This window comes from Bifidobacterium sp. ESL0745, from assembly GCF_029433335.1.
Lineage (GTDB): Bacteria > Actinomycetota > Actinomycetes > Actinomycetales > Bifidobacteriaceae > Bifidobacterium.
This window is the reverse complement of record NZ_JAQTHX010000002.1, coordinates 292843-313600: the sequence shown is the minus strand read 5'-3', so window position 1 is coordinate 313600 and position 20758 is coordinate 292843. Positions and strand designations below refer to the sequence as shown.

The following is a 20758-nucleotide window of genomic DNA, read 5'->3' as shown; positions in this document are numbered from 1 at the left end:
ATTCTGAGGGCTGTTTGAGCAAAGGCATAACGGCGAAACCGTTTCGATAGGCATCTTGGAGGTGTCTGACGAAACGGTTTTCATCGCTGCTTGGCGGTGGGGGGCGGGGGACGGCAAATCGGAGAGTTCACTGAGCCTACAGTTTTTACTGGATTTATTTAACAGCGTCCTGCAATTATTGACTGCCCTTACTGGCGGGCTCAATGCCTACTCGGCGGTTCCGCCGAGGGCTGTAAAGCCGGAGAGCCCACAGGACTCTCCTAAATTCGAAGAATTTACTTTACGGATTCCTGCCATTAAGGACAATCCTTCGGATCGCCTCAATCCCTTCTCGACGGTTCCGCCGAGGGCTGTAAAGCCGGAGAGCCCACAGGACTCTCCTAAATTCGAAGAATTTACTTTACAGCCCCCCTCATTACCCCGCCAACGACCCACTTTTGGGCGAAGATGTAGACGATCAGGATTGGGGCCATGGCCATCAGGTAGCTGGCGAATGCCATCGGGTAGTTCGTGGCGAACTGCGAGCTGAAGACGTATTGCGCCAAGGGGATGGTCTGATTTGTTTGGTCGGTCAAGACAATTAATGGCATCAGGAAATCATTCCACGCCCAAAGCGCGGTCAAAATGGCGATGGTAGCGTTGATCGGACCCATCAACGGGAAGATGATCTTCCAGAAAATGGTCCAAGTGTTCGCGCCGTCGATGCGCGCGGCCTCCTCCAGCGATATCGGAATCGAACGGATGAAGCCGGTTGCGATAAAGAGGTTCGTGCCCAAGCCGAGCACCGTGTATAGGATGATCAGGCCAAGCTGGTTGTCAAGGTGCCACGAACCCATCTGCTTGGCCAACGGGAGCATGATGACCGGGAACGGTACGAACATCGCGGCAATGAAGAAGTAATACAGGAAGCGGAAGAAGCGCTTGTCCATGTTGCGGGCGATGGCATAGGCCACGAAGGTGTTGGTCAAAAGCGTCAGCACCACGGCGGCGACGGTGACGATCGCGGAATTGAGCGCGGCCCTGGGGTAGTTCACCTTGGCGGAAGCGTCGGCGAAATTATGCCATTGCCAGCTTGTCGGCAGCGAGAAGGTGCCGGCTTCGGCGGGCGTTTTCAACGCGGTGACAATGGTGAAATAGAGCGGGATAAGCACCGTCAGCGAAAGCACCGCGACGACTGCGGTGAGCCACCAATTGATGTTGTGATCGCGGCGGTATTTCTTGGGTTTCTTGCCGTTGTTGGACGGAACGGATGAAACAGGAGCCGACGAAACGGAAGTTGCGGAAATTGTAGTTGCAGACATGATTGAACCTTCCCTCAGACCTTTTCCTGACTGTTGGAAATCTTGAGTTGGACGAATGCGATGATGGCCAGAACGACGAAGAACAGCACGGCGTTCGCGGTCTGGTAGGCGTATTCGCCGCCCGTAAGGCCGCCTTTCCAAATCAGGTAGGTGACCGTTTCGGTTTTGGAATCCGGACCGCCGTCGGTCAAGGCGACGACCTGATCGAACGTGTTGAACGCGTTTTTAAGCGAGAGCACTAGATTAATGGTGAAGAACGGGCCGATCAACGGGAAGGTGATCTTCCAGAACTTCTGCCAGGCGTTGACGCCGTCGATGGCGGCCGCCTCGTAGATTTCGTCATCGATGGTTTGTAGTCCGGCAAGATAAATCAGCACCGAATAGGCGACGCCCTGCCAGACCGACAGGAAGACGATCGGCACCCACGCGTAATGCTCGCTGGTCAGCAACGATTGCGAAAGCCAACTGATGCCGAGCGATTTGCCGAGCGCGGGCAGGGGCGTCATGAAAATGTACTTGAAAACGTAGCCGATGACCAGCACGCCGAGGGTGTAAGGCACGAAGTAGATTGCACGGAAACCGTTTTTAAAGGCGATGCGGCCGTTCAGGGCTACCGAAATGAACAGCGCGATGGCGTTGATCAGGATCGTGATGAGCACGGCGATCAGGAACGTGAACAGGTAGGCGTGGCCTACGCGGCTGTCGTGGAAAAGCGCGCCGTAATTCTTGAAACCGATCCATTTATAGTCGCCGAAGCCCTTGGAATTCGTGAACGAATAGCCGATGCCGCGCACGAACGGCCAATACAGGAAGATGGCGAAAACGACGGCCGCGGGCGCTGCCATCCAGTAGTAGGCGTGGTCGACCTTGCGGTCGGAGAAGGCGGATTTCTTGCGCTTGGGCGCTGCCGCCGGTTTTGACGCGCTCGCGGATTTTGCAAGCGTTGCGCTTGATGGTGCGCTTGATATTGCAGAAGCCATGATTATTTCCTCACTCTCTTAAGTCTGGGATTTAGTCGAACGTCCGAGCTTGGACCTTGTCCCACTCGGTCTGCATGGAATTCGTGAACTCGTTGATATCGCCGCTGTTGACCATGCCCTGCAGGTAGCCGCCGATGTTGATGGACGCAGGGATGTAGTGGTCGCAGAAATCGGCGACGCGGTTGGCTTTGAAGAACGGACGCACCGTGACGAGCGCCTTGTTGCCGAAATGCGTGTCCTTGAGCGGCGTGATGGCGGATTGTGCGTCGGCGTAGGCGTCGAGCTGCTTCTTTTGCATCAGGAAGCGGATGAACCGCATGGCCTCCTTGGGGTGCTTGGTGTTCGCGCCCATCGTGAGCATCACGTCGTCACCGGCCGTGAGCACCTGCTCTTTGGCGTTGTCGGTGGCGGGAAGCTGGGCGAAACCGAGGTCGGCCTTGGGGTTGATCATCGTGATCTGCGGTATCGCGTAGGTGCCGAGCGGGATGATTGCGGCGGTGCCTTTGGCGAAATTCTGTGTGCCCTGCTGGTAGGTGACGCCCTTGTCACTTTGTGCGTACTTGTAAAGGTCGATTTCGCGCTGGCCGGAAAGCGTCCAGAGCTTCTTGAAATCGGTTTTGCCCTTCTTAAGATCGTCATACTTGCTTTCGGGAACCAAGGTGCCAGCGAAGGAGGCAAGCGGGGCCTGCGTGGTCCAGGACTCGGCCAGCGTAGCCTGCAACGGATCGATGCCCTGCGCTTTGAATGTGTCGAGCATCTGGGTGAAGGCCGTCCACGTTGTCGGCGGATTTTCCGGGTCGACGCCGGCCTTGCGCCAAAGCGCCTTGTTGTAGATGTAACCGGAGGCGTTGCCGGCGAACGGCAGGCCGTAAAGACGCTTTTTGGCGGAGTTGGTGGTCTGCACTAGGTTTTTGGCGATCTTGACCATTCCGGGGTTCAGATCCTTGACCAGCGGGTCGCCGGTGAAATCGTGGAAGACGCCGGAAGCCGCGAACGAACCGAAGTTGATGTCGCCGTTGAAGGTGATGACGTCGGGGATGCGGTTCTTGACGAAGCGGGTGCGCAGGTCGGTCTGGGCGCTCGCGGAATTGTTGATCTTGATGCGGATGTCGGGGTTTTCGCGCTCGAATTCCTCCGCCATCTTCTTGAATTGGTCCGCGGCCTCGGATTTGAACTGGAAGAAATCGAGGGTCACCTGCTGGGCGTTGGAAGCGCCGCAACCAGCCAGCGACAAACCGGCAGCGAGTGCGCAAAGTGCCACTAGGCTCTTGCGCAAGACCTTGGCAACGCCGCCACGAGCACGTGGAAAGGCCCGGAAGATTCGGTTTGCGCAGCCGCCGCCACTGCGGGTATCGCTGCCGCGTGTATGGACAATGTCTTTCATGTCACGGACTCCTTTGGCTTGTCACCGCAACGTCGTCGCCGCGATGTTTTTGTTGCTTCAAGGACTATATGACAGCGAAAATTTCATTCCAAGTCCACTATTTTCTTTCACAGCAGCAAGTAATTCGAGATATTCTTGATTTTTTGGAAAGTAATTATCGCTGATCGGTGCGATACTGGGTGAAAGAAACCATTCGACGGGCGGCCCAATGAACTGAACCGGCGCGGGAAAATGAATGGTTTCTCTGCAAATTTGTGTCATGATACCAAACGGTTATTGGAGGCTTGGAAATGAACGACAATCGTAACAACGTGTCGACCAATGTCGGCGACATCCAAAGTTCAGAAACGACCGACTTCACCGATAACCGAAAACCCGCAACGACTGACGGCTCGGACCCGTCGAACGTTGCGGCGCACAACCCGGCAATGGCTCTGCCGCAATGGTTCAAAGGCTCGGACTACACGCATCGCGTAACGCGCGCAATCACCAAGTACGGGCCCATCTCACGAACTACGCTGGCGCAGATTCTCGGGCTTTCGCAAGGGGCGTTGTCACGAATCACTAGCGATCTCGAATACGAAAACGTCATCGAAGAAGCCCCTGAAAGCGACACCAGGCCAGGTAAGCTTCCTTTTGCTTTCCGTGCGAAAGAAAATGAAAGCCGGCGCGGGCGGCCACAAACCAGGTTGCGGCTAAAGGCCGAAGAGCACTCGGTCATCGGCGTCAATATTCACGACATGGAGGCGACGGCCGCTCTGGTCGACATGATGTGCCAGCCGATATGCCCGACAATCTCACGACCGCTGACTTCCACCGACCCCGAAACCGTGGCTTCCTGCGTCGCGGATATGGCCAACGAACTTATTACGAGATACGCTGCGACACAAGCTGCGAATACCGATAAAAACAAACACAAAGTAACTTCGACAGCGCAACGCCCACGACACGACGTGAAAGCAGCGAAACCAGTGGCCATCGGCGTGAGCATCGGCGGACATATCAACCATGACCGCATCGTCACCCATGCCCCGTTCATGCACTGGGACGGTGCCATCGATTTCGCAGGAATGATCGAACGACGCTGTGGCATTCCCACGGCGATTTTCAACGATATGGACTCATTGCTCAACCACGAAAGCTGGTTCGGGCGCGGCGTCGGCCTGCCGCGCTTCGCCATGCTCACCATCGGCAGCGGGGTCGGCTATGCGTTGTGCGAGAACGGACAACCCGTCGACTACCCCGACAAAAGCTACGGGCTGGTCGGGCACATTCTCGTCGACCCCAACGGGCCACGGTGCTATGCCGGGCACGTGGGCTGCGCACAATGCCTGACCACCGATTCGCTTTCGCAGGAATATTCCGCCACCATCGGGCGACCGGCGGATATCCATGACATCATCGCCGACGCGCAAGTCGGCAAACCGCAAGTACGGCTCCTGATCAACAACCTCTGTTTCCGCCTGGGAGCGTTGATTTCGACGGTCACGAACCTGGCGATGCCCGAAAAAATCCTCATCGATGGCGAGACTTCGGCGCTGGCGGAACTCAACACTGACTCGATACGCAGCGGCATCGATTGGTACCGGCCAAGCCAGGCGTCGCCGATCGATTTTGAAATCCTTAATTTCTCGTGGGACAACTGGGCGATGGCGGCCGCAAGCCGCGTGATTGAGCGGTTTATCGGGTAATTGGATAAACCGCGGTCGCGGATTTTTACGGAAGATAACGAGCCGATTCGTTGGCAGCGCAATGAATCGCCGGACTTTCGAAACTATGAGATTTCGTTCATCCTTGATACCCACCCAGCGATACTTACACGGCCTATGCGCTATACACGCTCGGCTGTGAACAGCACGGCCTGAGCAGGATTGAGGCTCGGCGGACGGATGCCGCACGAGGTCAACGATTGCGCGGGCAAAGTGACGCCCTGTCTGGTCCACCAACCGAGCGGGGTCTGGCCGTTGGATTGGCCGCCGACGCTTAAATCGAGATCAATATCAAGTGGTCGGATGTGATAAACAGCGTCCAGATCCAGACCGGGCAAATGCACCGGAGCAACGGGATATGTCTGCGAAGTGGTGACTTGAGTGAAGCGATAGACGGCACGATTTTGGTCACACGAAACCACGCCATCAAGGCGCACGGCGGGGTCAGGACCATCGGCGTGGACGGCGGAACCGCTGGCGAAATCATCGCGATGCCGCTTGAACTCAGCAATCCAGCGGCCAAGTTTTTCGATGTCCTCTTGCGGTTCCTTGAGCAAGTTCCATTCCACGCCCATGTGGCCGAAGAACGCCATCGCCATACGCAGCTCCTGGCTTGTGGCGCGACCGGTGGAATGGGCCGGGCTCGCGCCGACGTGCTCGCCCATCATTTCAGGTGGCACGAGCAGCGACGTATAGCGCTGGATGTCCACACGCTCCAACGGATCGACGCAATCGGAGACCCAGACGCGGTCGGCCAAGGCGAGGATGCCGAGGTCGATGCGGCCGCCGCCCGACGAACAGCTTTCGATTTCCAGGCCGGGATGGTTTGCTTTCAGATCATGGAATATCCGGTAGGTCGCCAGCGTCTGCGCGTGTACCGCGGGATGGCCAGAATACGGCGAAACCGCCTCGGTGACGTATTTATTGTGGTCCCACTTGATGTAATCGACGTTCAGGTCGGCGACCGCCTTGTCCATCGCGTCGAAAATGTAGGCGAACGCGGCGGGATTGGTGAGGTCGAGCACCTGCTGGTTGCGGCCTTCCATCGGCAGGCGGTTCGGGGTCGGGCGCAGCACCCAATCCGGATGGTTACGGGCGACTTCGGAATCAGGATTGACCATCTCCGGCTCGAACCACAGGCCGAATTCCATGCCTTCACCGTGTACGTAATCTGAGAGTGCCTTCAGACTTTGCGGCCCGTCCGGCCAAATATCCTTGGCAATCTGCCAATCGCCGAGCCCCGAAGTGTCGCTGCGACGCGAACCGAACCACCCGTCGTCCACGACAAAGCGTTCGATGCCGATGGCCGCAGCCTTGTCCGCGAGCGCACGCAACGTCTCGTAATTCTGGCCGAAATAAACGGCTTCCCAGGTGTTGAGAATGACCGGACGCGGCTTTTTGCACAGGTTCGGGTGGAGGCTGCGAACGTAGGTGTGGAAGCGCGAGGCGACCTCGTTGAGGCCGTCGCCGTAGGAACCATAGACCCACGGGGTACTGTATTGTTCGCCGGGTTTGAGCGCGATTTCGCCACCGAAAAGCCGCTCGCCGCCGCCGATGACTCCCTGCGCATAAGGCAGTCGCTCGGCCGTCAACGCGCTGTTGCCACTCCAACCGACGTGGACTGCGTAGCTTTCTCCGCGTTCGAAACCGAAACCGGGCACGCCAGCCACCAGTAAAAGCGAGGCGTCATAATCAGGACGGCCGACCATAGAGACGCGTTCGAGGCGGCCGACATTGAAGGGCTGGCGCTGCGGGGAACGCTCGCGCAGGTGGTGGCCGGTGGTCGTCAGAATCTCCGAAGCCTGGGCGGGAAGCGCAAAACCGAGCTCCACCTTGCCGATTTCAAGCAGGGAAGTTGACGGCTCATTCGGATTTGATTCAACAATCGCAGACGAAACGGCCTGCGAAACGCTGCCAAACCGAGCGTTGAGGACCGATGACTTTTCTTCCGTAAGAGACGCAGCAGATGCGCCAGAAGCTTTCGGAATGGTGCTAAACGTACCGGCAGAGCCATCCATAGCGATGGAATCTGCTCCATTGGAAATATTTCCGACAATGGCGCGCTGACGAATCAGGCCGCCCGCCACCAATTCGCAGATCCACTTGAGATTCACCCCTTGCTCTCGGTCTGCGGATTGGACCGTCACGCGCGAAGCTTCTGGATCACCGTCAATCGCAATGTCTTCGACAACAAACTTGCAGAAGAGCTCTACGCCGCCCCGACGCACCACAAAACGCGGCACACCGCTCCACGCCTCGGCCTGCGTCGGCAGAACGGTGGGCCACGAGGTTTCATCCAACGCCCCAGAAACACGCTGCGGATGTAAGGCGTCATACAAATCAACAAGCGTTTCCGGGTGCGTCAGAGGCCTGCCCCAATGAACGAGGCGCGGCAAGTCATCGCCGGCAAACAGAAGCGCGAACGCAACATTGGAGGCCGAGTCGTCGCCGTACACAATACGAACCCTTGTACCGCCTGCCGATGTGCCTGTAAACCATCTCATACGCGCCATTGTCGTCCTTTGCTTCGGTCAGCTGAATTCCTTGGACAATCCGTATAGGATTAGTCCATCTGCATATCGTTTCGATGATAAAGCAGCGCGATTTCCTTGCCCAAGGGTGCGCGTGTCCGCAAAATGGGCAACTATATCGTGGAATTTTGCCGGAGGAACGGCCAACGTTTGGATTGGATATCGATTAAATTGTTCCCGATTTGACCACATCATGACTTTTACACGCGAATTGAGGTGGAAATTTTGCCGCCCTCCATAGAATATGGTGTAACGGCGTGATGCAGCAGTATGGCGCAACGGCCATCGGCTACGGAAAGCGTGTACAGCAGCGTCGAAAAACAAGAAAAACGAGGAATGTAATGGGCGAGCAGAAACGCGCAGGCGACAACACAGGGACCGAAGCCGAAATCGAGGAAGAAGCGCCTTCCACACGCGGGCCGGTACAGCAGATTGTCGTGATGATCGTCGTCGGGCTCATCGCCGGATTTTTCTCGGGGCTTTTCGGCATCGGCGGCGGGTCGATCATTGTGCCGGCGCTGGTATGGCTCGGCATGACCCAACGGCACGCGGCGGCGACCTCGCTGGCGGCCATCATCCCGCTTTCGATCTCCGGCGTGGTTTCCTACGCGATGAGCGGGCACGTCGATTGGATTACGGCGTTGCTGATGGTGGTCGGCACGATTATCGGCTCGCAGATCGGCAGCTGGCTGCTTTCCCGGCTTTCCGAAGTGTTCCTGCGCTGGTTCTTCGTGGCGTTCCTGGCGTTCGTCGTGGTCAGCCAACTGATCCTGACGCCTTCGCGCAATTCCAGCATCCACCTGACCGTCGTCAAGGGTATTCTGCTGGTGCTGCTCGGCGTGTTCATCGGCATGCTTTCGGCGCTGCTCGGCATCGGCGGCGGGGCCGTCACCGTGCCGGCGCTTTCGCTGCTCTTCGGGGCGAGCGACCTGGTCGCGCGCGGCACCTCGCTTTTGGCCATGTTCCCCAGCGCCATCACCGGCACCATCGCCAACTGGAAGCGCGGGATGGTGTATCTCAAGAACGGCTTGATTGTTGGCATTGCGGCGGCTTGCGGCACGCCGTTCGGGGTTTGGATCGCCGGATTCGTCTCGGCGAAGGTGGGCTCGTACCTGCTCGCGGCCTATCTCTTTATTATTATGCTGCGTTCCGCTTGGACGGCGCTGAAGATCACCCCCGGCATCGGGCCGAAGCTGCCGAACAAGTGATCTGCTCCGTCCCCGCCCTCTTGCAGACACCATTTCCTCAATTTTGACCCTCTTGGCGCGCCAAGAAGGCCGTTTTTGAAAGAATGAGGCTCAATTGTCTCGTTTTTGGGCTTCTTGGCGCGCCAAGAGGGTCAAAATTCGCAAAATTGAGCTGCAATCTCCCAAAAACAGGCCACTTGGCACACCAAGAACCTCAAAAATAGAAGAATTTGATGCCGACGAGGGAAAAATTTATGGCAGAGAGCTATCCGACGGGAATTATGTGTTATATTAACGGCGACAAGCGAAGAACTGCGCTAACAGACCTGCGCATTCAGCCTCGCGAAGACCACCGATGATCTCGGGGCGAGCGCCGACATGCGGGTCGCGCGGAATGTCCCAGACCGAGCCGCACGCGCCAAGCTTTGCGTCCCACGCGCCGAAGACGATGCAGCCGATGTGTGTTTGTAATGCGGCACCGGCGCACATCGGACAGGGCTCAAGGGTGACCACCAGCGTGCAATCCGCGAGATTCCAAGCGTTTTCCATGGATACATTTCGATTTTCTCCCGCAGATTCCGAATCCGCAGAATCCTCGATATCGGCATCATCCGCACTGATTTCTCCATTCATTTCATTACCAGAGATACGAGAATCATCAATACGCATTACATGAGTTTTCTGGAGATTATTCTGCAACATTCTGCGATTTCTCGCCGCCTTACGTATCGCCAGCACTTCTGCGTGGGCGAGCGGGTCGCCATCGGTTTCGCGAAGGTTGCGGCCACGGCCGATAATCCTGCCGTCGGCGTCAAGCACAACGGCACCCACCGGCACCTCGCCCGCTTCTGCAGCTTCTCGCGCTAAATCCAGTGCCGCGCTCATCGCGTAATACGTACTCGTAGTGTCCATATTTCCAGTCTAAAAGCTATCCGCAAAGCTTGAGGCATAATGTCGAAATAACGATTCGATATAGTGAATAGAGATAGTGTCCGAAATCTTTGAAATGTCCGAACCAACAAGCAAATCGCAACGAAGCCAATACGAAAGGAATCGAAATCCGTGGCAATTTTCGAGCTGATCCTCTGCATTCTGGGAGCCGTCGTGCTCTCGTCGTTCGTCAGCCGGTTCATTCCGCGAATATCGACCCCGCTCGTACAGATCGCGCTCGGCGTCGCACTCGCCTTCCTGCCGGCGTTCCCGCACGTCAAGCTTGACCCGGAGCTGTTCATGGTGCTCTTCATCGCACCGCTGCTTTACGTCGAAGCGCACGAAATCGACAAGCGGATGCTCTTCAAAACGTTGAAATTCTCGCTGCCCATGGCCATCGGGCTGGCGCTGGGAACCATGGCCGTCGTGGGCTTCATGCTGCACGCGGTGTGGCCGGTCATCCCGCTGGCGGCGGCGTTCGGGCTGGGTGCGGCGCTCGGGCCGACCGACGCGGTGGCGGTGTCCTCACTTTCCAGCGAAGCCTCATTTACCAAGGAACAGGCCGGAATACTGACCGGCGAATCCCTCTTCAACGACGCTTCCGGCGTCATCGGCTTCCAGTTCTCGATTTTGGCCGCAGTGACCGGCTCGTTCTCGATGGCCAACGCCACCAAGGATTTCCTGCTTTCGTTCTTCGGCGGGATCATCGTCGGGATTTTGGCGGGCTTCCTCGCCAACTGGATTTTCGCGCTGGCCCGGCAACTGGGCTGGGAGACGATGACGACCCGCATTCTGATGGAACTGTTCCTGCCGTTCCTCGTCTTCCTCGGGGCCGAAGAACTGCACATTTCCGGCATTCTCGCGGTGGTCGCCTTCGGCCTGACCGTCCATTTCGACCGCAACGGCACCGGCCGGCCCAACGTCGCGCGCACCAATATCGTCTCGAACAGCGTGTGGAGCGTGCTTTCGTTCGTGCTGAACGGCACGGTGTTCATTTTGCTCGGCATGCAGCTGCCTGACGCGATGCTCGCCAGCTGGAACGACCACAACGTCAGCAATACCGCGCTGGTCTGCATCATTCTTTTGGTCACCGTCGTGGCCATCGCCATTCGCTTTTTGTGGGTCTGGCTGATTGCCGCACCCACGCGCGATCCCAAAACCGGCAAACGTATTACTTTGAAGCGACGCTCTCTGCGCGACGCCGCAGTGATGACGTTCGGCGGGCCAAAGGGCACCATCACCCTGGCTTTGATGTTCACCATCCCCTATACCGTCGCTTCCGGCGACGCGTTCCCGATGCGCAACGAACTTATTTTCATCGCTTCCGGCGTGATTGTGCTGACGCTGTTGCTCGCCAATTTCATGCTGCCATTGCTTGCTCCGGCCAAGGATGACGCCGCAGAATCCGAAAAGCTTATCGAAATCACCATCGAGGAGCTCACACGCACCGTCCAGGAGCTTTCGAACCGCATCACCGACGACAATCGCCGTGTGATTCTGCCGGTCATCGATTCCTATAACAACCGCATCACCCGTCTGCGCCAACGCATCAGCGGCTTCAACATCGAAGACTTCGAAACCCTGCAGATCGACGCGCTGCATTGGGAGAAGGATTACGTACGAAGCCGGCTTGAAGCCACCCAAGCCGACACCGAAATGAACGAGCACAACCGGCAGCTGCAGATCGAGGCATGCGAGCGTATGCTCGACCAGATCATGAACACGCTGCGGCATACGGCTGACAAGAAGACACATCATCGCGCGGTTTCGCAGATACGCGGGCGGGCACATGCATTGCGCCGTCAAATCCTCACACTTGCGCGACGTGCCAACAACAAATTCCGTCGCTCCACTCCCATGCTCAATGAGAACGAAATCTATTACTATCTGCGAGCCACCCAGATTGACGCCATCGACCACGTCATCAACCGGCTTTACGAAGAGATGCGCGGCGATACCTACAAATCCGAATACTGCACGCTGCTGCTGCGTGATTACCAACGCGCGCGGGCGGAACTGCGCAGCCGCAAGGACGTCGCGGCCGCGGCGAAGATGGCCCCGCAGATCGACGAGGTCAAGCACGAAAGCTATTCCATCGAACTCGGAGTAATTCAGGACATGCTCGACTCTGGCGAGATTACGCGCAACCAGGCGAAGCATCTACGGCGGAACGTTTACGTGATGCAAGTTGATGCTGAGGCCGAATTATAAAGGTTTCCAATTCTACAACCACACTAATTTCGACCTGCATCCTTCGCACGCTTAGCGCGTGCTCACCTCGGCTACGGAAAGTCCACAGGACTAGCGGAGTTAAAAAACATACTCTAGTTTGGGCTCTCATCGCTCTTTCGCGCTCGATACATCGCGCTCTCATCGCCTACAGAAAGTCCACTGGACTTTCTGCTTAACGGCTCAGCGGCTCAGCAGGTCGATGCGGAGGCTGAGCTGTAAATAGGGTATCTGGTTCCTCAACCGCACTCATTTCAACTGTAAATAGGAATTTAAGCATAAAAATCGCGCGAAAACGTGCTTAAATTCCTAATAGGCGATTAACGGCTCAGCGCACAGCAGGGTGACACTGAGGCCGAACTCTAATCAAACGACGCCCGACGAAATGTCGTTGAGGAGGAGCCACTGGGTGAGGTCGGTGAATTCGGCGGGACTCACGGCGTGGTCGAGCTGGTGATAGTTCTTCACCGTCAGCCACGTGTGCTCCTCAAGCCAAGCGGTCGCACCATAAATCTCGTACTTCGGCAGAACAGTGTCACGGTCGCCATAGCCGTAGAAGACCGGCTTTTCCATATCCGCAAGTCGCCCGTCGGCCGGGGCCGTGCCGGGCACCCGCCCCGGAGCCACAAAGCCCGAAAGCGCCGCAACCGCGCGGTAACGTTCGGGATGCACGCGCAGCAAGTGAATCGCGAGCGCCGCCCCCTGTGAAAATCCGATCGGCACCAGCTCGCGATCGGCGTCAACGTGACCACTGACCCAGTTGTCAACTGCAGTGGCCGCCGCGAAAATGTCCCTGTCCAAATCATCGCCGGTAGGCACGCCGTCATGGAACCAGCTATACGCGCCGGACCCGCTGCCGAACTCCCCCGGCCCCTCAGCTTGCAGCACCAGCGGCGCGCGCAAAGAAACGTAATCATTGCCGGGAGCGACGTAGCGCATCATGCCGGCCAGATCCTGCTCATTGGAGCCCCAGCCATGCAGGCACAGGAACATCGGCCGCGTCGGGCGCGCCTTGCCGCCGCCTTGGGAATAGACTACGTGCGAAATCTCCATCGGATCACCGAAACGCCCGGGAATGGCATCGGATTGACGGCCAATCAAACCGTTTCCGCCGTTGTCACCGTTCGTTGACTTACCGGTGTGTTCGCTGCTTACTGCTTCATCGCTCATAAACACCATGATAAGCAACGATGCCAACCATGGCCGGCGATGTTCACTCGCCGGAATTATCCGGGATTGTTATGACCCAATCTTTTCCAATGTACCGCCCCATTGCTGCTGCAAAGCCCCCATGGCTTTGGCGTTGCCCACAGCCATCCACAGATCATTGCTCACAAGCCGCAGATTATTGGGGTCGACTTTGCTGCCTCCGTATTGGCTGATGACGTTAGCCGCCTGCGAGCGCACCATATCGCCATCCATCGATGCCGCGGCCTTGGTCTGGAACGTGATGAACGCAACCTGCGTCGCCTTGCAGAACGAGGCGCTGGTGGCACCCGGCAGTTTGCTGGCGACATCGACGTCCATCCATCCTCCCGTGCAGACACCAGATTGTTGCTCGATGCCCTGCTTCATTTGGTTGGCGTCCGTGTCAGGAGCTTTGGTCTTGCCTTGGATCGTGGTCGTATCGGGATCGCTTTGAGCGACCGAAGCCGTATTACGCTTAAGCGTTTTTAGCGAAATCGACAGCGCCACGATAATCAGGGCGATGACGACCGCGACAACGATCACACTGATGATCAGCGACCTGCGATGCCGGGCTTTGCGCAACGAAGCAGGGCTGTGGCGACGCAATTCGTTGACGTTGTACATGTGGGCATTGTCGGAACGCGAATCCTTACGACCCCGCGAACGCGAGACACCGGCCCTATTGCTGCCACGGTCGAAATCATCTTTCATAGCCTTTATCCCGTCTGCCCGAATCCATTCCGGCTACCAGCGATTCAGATTCCAAACGGCGATGGCACGAAACCACACGTCTTTGGAATACCAAACACTTTCACCAGTCTACCCCGTGCCGCACCGTCATTTAAGGGGCAATATAGGCACGTGTTTGAGAACGGTAGCAGCAACATCGTCCGAAGCACAAGTCCGAAATCGCAGACCCAAGGCCGCAGAAACCATCAGGAAAAGAGAAACCCCGGTGCTAGAACGCACCGGGGAAGAGAAGAGAGAAGAAGAAAGGGTTCAATTATCGGTAAATCCAAACCTCAAAATCACCGGCCAGCTCTTGCTGACATTTCTTATATAACTACATAATTCTTGGTACAAGAATCGAATTACCTGAAAATTGCCTGAAAATTTTTGTTTTTTGACTATTTTTCAGATTTTCAAGGCCAATTTCCGCGCAAAGTTGCCGTGCTACGCCATTCGCAGGGGCTGGCACCGTCCTACCCGACTTCAGATTGACGTGACACCAGACCCTCAACATTCTTGGGCACACGCAATGTCAGACCAGCACAATACCAAATTCCTGCAACGCCAAGCACAGAACAGCGCATGCTCTCTCGCCTGCGGCCAATGTGCAGCCGATCTGGCATCTTCGGGAAACACATATTGTCGCTGTCAAGAAATACCACCATACTGCCCACACGCTTACAACGGCCGCCGACCAAAGCCCGCTTGGCAACGCCTGTGCGACGTCAGACCGCCGCAACGTCTACACTGGGAGCATAACACGCAATTGCCGCGTTAACCGGGACGCGATTGACGTGACCGCGTCGCGCGTCGAACGCTCGGCACGAAATCGACATCTGGAGGAACCTATGCTGCTGTCAGATCGCGACATCCTCGCCGCCCAGGCCGACGGCCATATCTCACTGGACCCATGGACGCCCGAAATGGTGCAGCCTGCCTCCATCGACGTGCGGCTCGACCGGTATTTCAGGCTTTTCAACAATCACGCCTACACCTACGTCGACCCGGCAGAGAACCAAGGCGACCTGACCGAACAGTTCGAGGTCGGGCCGGACGAGCCGTGGATCATGCATCCCGGCGAGTTTGCGCTGGCCTCCACTTGGGAATACATCAAGCTCGACGGCACTACGGCCGCGCGGCTCGAAGGAAAGAGTTCGCTCGGTCGACTCGGCATCCTGACCCATTCCACCGCCGGTTTCATCGACCCAGGCTTTGAGGGGCATATCACGCTTGAGCTTTCCAACGTCAGTACGCTACCAGTGAAGCTGTGGCCGGGGATGAAAATCGGGCAGATGTGCTTCTTCCAGCTCAGCTCCCCTGCCGCGCACCCGTACGGTTCGACCGGCGTCGGCTCGCATTATCAGGGCCAGCGCGGCCCCACCCCGTCGCGTTCCTACGTCAACTTTTACAAGGCTGAGATCGAAGACTGAGGCAATTTCGTCCTCCCTATTGACTGTTTCTTCCTGTGCGACTACGAGCCGAAGTCCAGACAACTCGTGCCGGTGCGACGAAAAGCACCATTTAACGTGCTTTTCGTCGCACCTCAACCGTCAACGCGACCAAAAGCACGTTCCATCATGCTTTTCGTCGCAAGTTCAATCTGGGTGCGACCGAAAGCACACTTGCGGGCGAAGTCACGGTTGAGTTGACACGCGCAGCCTGCTGGCGAGGTTGGCGCGGGGTGCTGGGATAATTGGCAGTATGGCTAACAAGAAAGGCCCGGCCAAAGGTTCGGGCGGAAAACATCGCAACGCGCTGAAAGGCCGTGGGCCGACGCCCAAGGCTGAAGATCGCGTGTATCACAAGGCATACAAAGCCAAACAGCGGAACGAGAAGCGCCGCTTCGCCGATCCACGGCTGGCCGCTCGCCGCCGTGCGGCAAGGTACACTTCAGATTCCGACGATCTGGTGGTCGGCCGCAACGCGGTGCTCGAGGCGCTGCGCGTCGGTGTGCCAAGTACACAGCTTTACATCGCCAATCGTATCGAGCACGACGACCGCACCCGCGAGATCGTGAAGCTCGCCGGGATGCAGGGAGTCAACCTGCTCGAAGCCGACAGGCTGGAGATGGACCGCATCGCCCATTCGCGCAATCATCAGGGCATCATTCTGAAGGTGCAACCCTACCAGTACCACACACTGGCCGAGCTGGCGGATCGCGCGGATAAAAAATCACACGCCATGGAAGAGGCCGATTCGCAGAGCGCCCGCATCAACGCGCGACCGCTGTTCATCGCACTCGACGGGGTCACCGACCCGCAGAACCTCGGTGCCGTCATTCGTTCGGCGGCGGCTTTCGGTGCCAACGGCGTCATCCTGCCGGAACGTCGCTCGGCTTCCGTCAACGCCGCGGCCTGGAAGGTTTCGGCCGGCGCGGCCGCACACCTGCCCGTAGCCCGCGTGGTCAACCTGACCAAGGCCATCGAAGCGTTGAAAGAGCGCGGCTACTATGTGGTCGGGCTCGACGGCGGCGGCAACGCCATCGTCGGCGAAAGCGGCTTTGAGACCGATCCGTTGGTCGTCGTATTGGGTTCGGAAGGCAAGGGTTTGAGCCGTCTGGTACGCGAGGCATGCGATTCCATCGCCGGCATTCCAATCTCCAGCGAGGTCGAGTCACTCAACGCTTCCGTGGCGGCCGGCATCAGCCTTTACGCCGTCTCCCGCGCCCGCAGCAAGGCCGGGAAACAAGCCGACAGCAGCAAATAAAAACAGCGGCAACACGTTTATCCGTTTACGCCCGAATCTCATCCCAATTCACGAGATGTGGTTCGGGTTTATTTTTGCAAATTTCGAACCCAGATTCTGAGAGGCAAACTGACGGAACGTAAAAGCCGAATTAGGAGCTTCGGTTTTCCGCACGGGAAATCCGGGCATAGACGTGCAACGGATAAAGAGCTCGCATGCTCCAGATTCAGTTCAAGTCCACGTTTTATATCTGCCCGACCCTTCGGATTTGCGTCTTTTACTTAGTAGCCCTCTTATCCCAAGTAAAAAGACACAATTAGTCCGAAAGTCCCAGACAGGAACCGCTCAGTGACTCCAGACGGCAGCGTCCTGGTCGTATTCGTCCGGGTCGTAGCCGTCGTCATCAGTGTCGTCGCCGGTATTCGTATTTTCATAGGTTTCGTCGATACCATTCGTCACCGTGCCGCCATGAGTCCGATTCGCCGCCGTATGCGAATTTCCCTTCGTATGATCTGTTTGTGAGCCGGAATCCGTCGCAGTTTCGGCGTTCGTATTACGAGCAGCAACCATGGCCGGGTCCGGCTGAGTGGGCCAGATGTCTTCGGGAACGTCTGAATCGGCATCAAGGTTAAAGTCATCGCCAGCAGTTTGTGTGGCACTAAGATTGCCCAAGCCATCGCCAAGCGTGCCGTAATCGCCACGTCCGATGTTGTCGACATCGTCATTGTCGGAGCCCACGGTATCGGCAGAATCACCACTATCCGCATCGCTGGCGTCGCCGTCGGCAGCGTTGTAGGTCGAACTGTCATCGACCACGCCGGAATCCGCGTCGGCGTTGATCTCGGCGAGCGCCTTGGAATCGATGTTGTACTTGGGCAGGTTGTGCTTGATGTAATCGCTTGCGGCGACAGCCGTGGATACGTCGTGTCCCGCCTTTTCAGCCATATACCAACGGTTCTGCAGCACCTCGTGGAAGAACTGCGCAGGCTCGATCTTGGAGCGGTATTCCTTGGGGATCATGCGCACGACGGGCTCGAAGACCTCGCGCATCCAGTCGGTCGCGACGATTTCCAGCTCCTCGCCGTCTCTCCAGGTGGAGGCGCGGTAGGCGTCGAGGTCGTTCAAAAGCCGCCGTGCCTGATTCTCCTGCACGTCAAGGCCCGTAAGCCGCAAAAGCTTGCGGGAAGCATATCCGGCATCGACCACCCGCGGCCGCACGAGCACGCGCTTGCCGTCGTCGGCGGTCTTGACCTCAAGCTCGTCGACGTCGAAGCCCAGGTCGTTGAGCTTGTTGACGCGCTTCTCGATCTTCCACATCTCGTCGGGTCCGAAGTCCTCCTGATCGGTCAACGCACCCCACAGCGAGTTGTAGCGCTCGATCAGCCGGTCGCCGACCGCCACCTCGTCCACCTCGTCGGGCAGCAGCTTGCCGGAGCTCAGATCCATCAGCTCGCCGATGATGTTGGTGCGGGCGAGATCCATGTCGTAGTTGCGCTGGCCTACGGTAAGCGAGGTGTAAAGCGCGCCGGTTTCCGCGTCGACCAGGAAGGCCGAAAACGCGTCCGCATCACGCAGGAAGAGGACGTTGGAAAGCGAGACATCGCCCCAATAGAAGCCGGAGAGATGCAGCCGCACCATCAAGACGGCGAGCGCATCGATCAGCCGGTCGGCGGTGTCGGGGCGGAGGTTGCCGGCGAACAGCGCACGGTAGGGGAGCGAGAACTTGAGCTGCTTGGTCACCAGAATCGATTCCAGCGGCTCGCCCTCGCGGGTATGCCGGCCGGTGACCACGGCGATCGGCGTGACGGTGGGCAGTTCCAGCTTCTGCAGGCGGCGCAGCAGCTCGTATTCGTGCGCGGCCACGCGGCTGGTGATCTCCTTCATCGCGTAGATCTCGTCGCCGACATGCACGAAGCGCACGACGTGCCGAGAAATGCCTCGCGGCAGGTTCGCCAGCAGTTCTTTGGGCCAGGTCGCCAACGGCTTTTCCCAAGGCAGCGTGAACATCTTCGGGTTCGAGCTGGCGGCGGTGATCTGCAATGCCTGCGGCTCGGCAACATCCTCATCACCGGCTTCGGCAGCCGTCACTGACGTCGCTTTCAGCGCACGCGGGTCCATTTGCATTCCACCGGTCAATTCCATACTCCCAAATCTACTGCCCACACGGGATAGTTCCTAATCCATCTCAAACCTGTCTGCCCTCAACTAAATCGAACGACAACTCAACGAAACATTACCGGAACAAAACGCCAAAACATACAAAAAGACCCGCACGCGAATGTACGGGTCTTTTTAATCGACTTAAACGATGCTAAGAAGCAATCAGTTCAGGCGCAGCTCGGTGGCCGGGGAGAAGAGGTGCATCTTGGACGGATCGATCTTGATCTTGACGGTCTCGCCGACCTTCGGCAGATCACGCGGATTGACACGAATCGTGGTCAGCTTGTTCTGATCGGACATCGTGGCAGCGGACTCAGCCACGGAGCCATCAGTGATGATGTCACCGTAGATGTAGCCGTCGGAGCCCAGGTCCTCAACGTTCTCGACCTTCAGCGAGAAGGCATTGGCCTCATCCGGACCAGCAAGCCCAGCATCCTCGGGACGGAAGCCGACGACGATGCGGCCCTTGTCTTCCGGGGTGAGCTTGGCGACGGCGGCGGGATCGAGTTCAACGGTATCGCTGCCGATCTTAGCCTTGCCGTTCTCCACCGGGTGGGTGTTGATGTTCATGGAAGGCGAGCCGATGAAGCCGGCAACGAAGACGTTCTGCGGCTTGTCATAGAGCTCGGTCGGAGCGCCGACCTGCTGGAGCACGCCCAGCTTGATGACGGCGATGCGGTCGCCCATCGTCAGAGCCTCGGTCTGATCGTGGGTGACGTAAAGGGTGGTGACGCCGAGTTGGCGCTGCAGAGCGGCGATCTGCGTACGGGTCTGCACACGGAGCTTTGCATCCAAGTTGGAAAGCGGCTCATCCATCAGGAAGACCTTAGGCTTACGAACGATTGCGCGGCCCATGGCGACACGCTGACGCTGACCACCGGAAAGGGCCTTCGGCTTGCGGTCGAGGAACTCGGTCAGATCGAGGACCTTGGCGGCCTCTTCGACGCGCTGACGAATCTCAGCCTTCGGAACGCCAGCGATCTTCAAGGCGAAGCCCATATTGTCGGCGACAGTCATGTGCGGGTACAGAGCGTAGTTCTGGAAGACCATGGCGATATCGCGGTCTTTCGGCTGCATGGTCGTGACGTCTTTATCGCCAATGTAAATCTTGCCCTTGTTGACTTCCTCGAGGCCTGCGAGCATACGCAGGGTCGTTGATTTGCCGCAGCCGGAAGGGCCGACGAGCACGAGGAATTCACCATCTTTGATGTCAAGTGTGAGATCGGATACCGAGGGCTCAGTATTGCCCGGATAGATACGAGTGACATGGTCAAATACGACTTTTGCCATAATATATAGTTCCTTTCATCGGCAGGTACGTGCCGAACGATCCGTAGTGAAGGGTTTTGCATCCACCCGCAAGCCAACTTCGGCAAGCGAACTTCCGCACTTTCATTCCATTATGAGTGGGGCCTTATGGGGTTCCTCCCCCACAAAGCTCACGCCTCACTATACACGGTCAAACGGCAAAATATCGCAAACAACACGCCAAGTAACACGAAGGGATAGTTGAAACCGCAAGTCAGCGCATATGGAAGCGCCGTTTGAAAAGAGACAAGTCATCGACAGGTATATTTTATGCTAATAATGAAAAGTAATACCATCATACTTTTTAATAAAATTTTTAAAGGGAATTTTTTAAACTTTTGACATTCTTTTTATTCAGACAAACTTTCTAAATCATACTATTTTAACCTCTGTAATTACGGCTTCATCTTCGACCCAATTTTCTCGGATTCAGAAGC

Annotated in this window: 13 protein-coding genes and 2 pseudogenes; 5 read left to right on the top strand and 10 right to left on the bottom strand. The window is 57.3% G+C overall.

All coding sequences use genetic code 11. The features are described from left to right. Window positions 1–395: 395 nt before the first annotated feature. From PT275_RS08090 to PT275_RS08080, 3 genes are read right to left on the bottom strand one after another with little or no spacing between them, the layout of a single operon-like run. A complete protein-coding gene (locus PT275_RS08090) occupies window positions 396–1301 on the bottom strand; it encodes a carbohydrate ABC transporter permease (RefSeq protein ID WP_277153870.1) in 906 nt (301 codons plus the stop codon). Between the two features lie 14 nt (window positions 1302–1315). Continuing rightward, window positions 1316–2281, bottom strand: coding sequence for a sugar ABC transporter permease (locus PT275_RS08085; protein WP_277153869.1), 966 nt, complete (start codon window positions 2279–2281; stop codon window positions 1316–1318). 31 nt (window positions 2282–2312) lie between these two features. Continuing rightward, window positions 2313–3665: an extracellular solute-binding protein gene (locus tag PT275_RS08080; protein ID WP_277153868.1), complete on the bottom strand. Its 1353-nt coding sequence runs from the start codon at window positions 3663–3665 to the stop codon at window positions 2313–2315. Between the two features lie 428 nt (window positions 3666–4093). Between PT275_RS08080 and PT275_RS08075 the strand changes: the two genes are divergently transcribed. Next, window positions 4094–5356, top strand: a complete 1263-nt coding sequence (locus PT275_RS08075) for an ROK family transcriptional regulator (RefSeq protein WP_277153892.1) — start codon at window positions 4094–4096, stop codon at window positions 5354–5356. 140 nt (window positions 5357–5496) lie between these two features. On the opposite strand, the gene PT275_RS08070 is transcribed toward PT275_RS08075, so the two are convergent. After that, window positions 5497–7878, bottom strand: a complete 2382-nt coding sequence (locus PT275_RS08070; RefSeq protein ID WP_348519519.1) for an alpha-galactosidase — start codon at window positions 7876–7878, stop codon at window positions 5497–5499. Window positions 7879–8345: 467 nt separating this feature from the next. On the opposite strand from PT275_RS08070, the gene PT275_RS08060 reads away from it, so the two are divergent. Further along, window positions 8346–9113, top strand: coding sequence for a sulfite exporter TauE/SafE family protein (locus PT275_RS08060; RefSeq protein WP_348519523.1), 768 nt, complete (start codon window positions 8346–8348; stop codon window positions 9111–9113). A gap of 270 nt (window positions 9114–9383) precedes the next feature. Here the strand turns inward: PT275_RS08060 and PT275_RS08055 are convergent, their stop codons facing one another. Then, the gene (locus tag PT275_RS08055; protein WP_348519522.1) at window positions 9384–9794 is read right to left on the bottom strand and encodes a nucleoside deaminase; all 411 of its coding nucleotides are present in this window, start codon (window positions 9792–9794) and stop codon (window positions 9384–9386) included. Between the two features lie 6 nt (window positions 9795–9800). Next, window positions 9801–9977, bottom strand: a pseudogene (locus PT275_RS09250) (nucleoside deaminase); the annotation flags it as partial. A gap of 177 nt (window positions 9978–10154) precedes the next feature. On the opposite strand from PT275_RS09250, the gene PT275_RS08050 reads away from it, so the two are divergent. Then, window positions 10155–12233, top strand: coding sequence for a Na+/H+ antiporter (locus PT275_RS08050; RefSeq protein ID WP_277153864.1), 2079 nt, complete (start codon window positions 10155–10157; stop codon window positions 12231–12233). A gap of 384 nt (window positions 12234–12617) precedes the next feature. Here the strand turns inward: PT275_RS08050 and PT275_RS08045 are convergent, their stop codons facing one another. Both PT275_RS08045 and PT275_RS08040 read right to left on the bottom strand, forming a co-directional pair. Further along, entirely contained in the window at window positions 12618–13421 is an 804-nt protein-coding gene (locus PT275_RS08045; protein ID WP_277153863.1) for an alpha/beta hydrolase-fold protein, read from the bottom strand. 69 nt (window positions 13422–13490) lie between these two features. Then, entirely contained in the window at window positions 13491–14150 is a 660-nt protein-coding gene (locus PT275_RS08040) for a hypothetical protein (RefSeq protein WP_277153862.1), read from the bottom strand. 866 nt (window positions 14151–15016) lie between these two features. On the opposite strand from PT275_RS08040, the gene dcd reads away from it, so the two are divergent. Beyond that, window positions 15017–15598 carry a dCTP deaminase gene (gene dcd, locus PT275_RS08035; RefSeq protein ID WP_277153861.1) on the top strand — a complete coding sequence of 194 codons (582 nt, stop codon included), beginning with the start codon at window positions 15017–15019 and terminating at the stop codon, window positions 15596–15598. Between the two features lie 271 nt (window positions 15599–15869). Further along, a complete protein-coding gene (gene rlmB / locus PT275_RS08030) occupies window positions 15870–16874 on the top strand; it encodes a 23S rRNA (guanosine(2251)-2'-O)-methyltransferase RlmB (RefSeq protein WP_277153860.1) in 1005 nt (334 codons plus the stop codon). Between the two features lie 768 nt (window positions 16875–17642). Here the strand turns inward: rlmB and PT275_RS08025 are convergent. After that, a pseudogene (locus PT275_RS08025) lies at window positions 17643–18995 on the bottom strand (DUF4032 domain-containing protein); the annotation flags it as partial. A 180-nt stretch (window positions 18996–19175) separates the two neighbouring features. After that, window positions 19176–20303, bottom strand: a complete 1128-nt coding sequence (gene ugpC, locus PT275_RS08020; protein ID WP_277153859.1) for a sn-glycerol-3-phosphate ABC transporter ATP-binding protein UgpC — start codon at window positions 20301–20303, stop codon at window positions 19176–19178. Window positions 20304–20758: the final 455 nt, after the last annotated feature.

Coding starts and splice junctions, on each gene's coding strand:
- PT275_RS08090 (WP_277153870.1), bottom strand. CDS start 1,301: ATGTCTGCAACTACAATTTCCGCAACTTCCGTTTCGTCGGCTCCTGTT.
- PT275_RS08085 (WP_277153869.1), bottom strand. CDS start 2,281: ATGGCTTCTGCAATATCAAGCGCACCATCAAGCGCAACGCTTGCAAAA.
- PT275_RS08080 (WP_277153868.1), bottom strand. CDS start 3,665: ATGAAAGACATTGTCCATACACGCGGCAGCGATACCCGCAGTGGCGGC.
- PT275_RS08075 (WP_277153892.1), top strand. CDS start 4,094: ATGGCTCTGCCGCAATGGTTCAAAGGCTCGGACTACACGCATCGCGTA.
- PT275_RS08070 (WP_348519519.1), bottom strand. CDS start 7,878: ATGAGATGGTTTACAGGCACATCGGCAGGCGGTACAAGGGTTCGTATT.
- PT275_RS08060 (WP_348519523.1), top strand. CDS start 8,346: ATGATCGTCGTCGGGCTCATCGCCGGATTTTTCTCGGGGCTTTTCGGC.
- PT275_RS08055 (WP_348519522.1), bottom strand. CDS start 9,794: ATGTTGCAGAATAATCTCCAGAAAACTCATGTAATGCGTATTGATGAT.
- PT275_RS08045 (WP_277153863.1), bottom strand. CDS start 13,421: ATGAGCGATGAAGCAGTAAGCAGCGAACACACCGGTAAGTCAACGAAC.
- PT275_RS08040 (WP_277153862.1), bottom strand. CDS start 14,150: ATGAAAGATGATTTCGACCGTGGCAGCAATAGGGCCGGTGTCTCGCGT.
- dcd (WP_277153861.1), top strand. CDS start 15,017: ATGCTGCTGTCAGATCGCGACATCCTCGCCGCCCAGGCCGACGGCCAT.
- rlmB (WP_277153860.1), top strand. CDS start 15,870: ATGGCTAACAAGAAAGGCCCGGCCAAAGGTTCGGGCGGAAAACATCGC.
- ugpC (WP_277153859.1), bottom strand. CDS start 20,303: ATGGCAAAAGTCGTATTTGACCATGTCACTCGTATCTATCCGGGCAAT.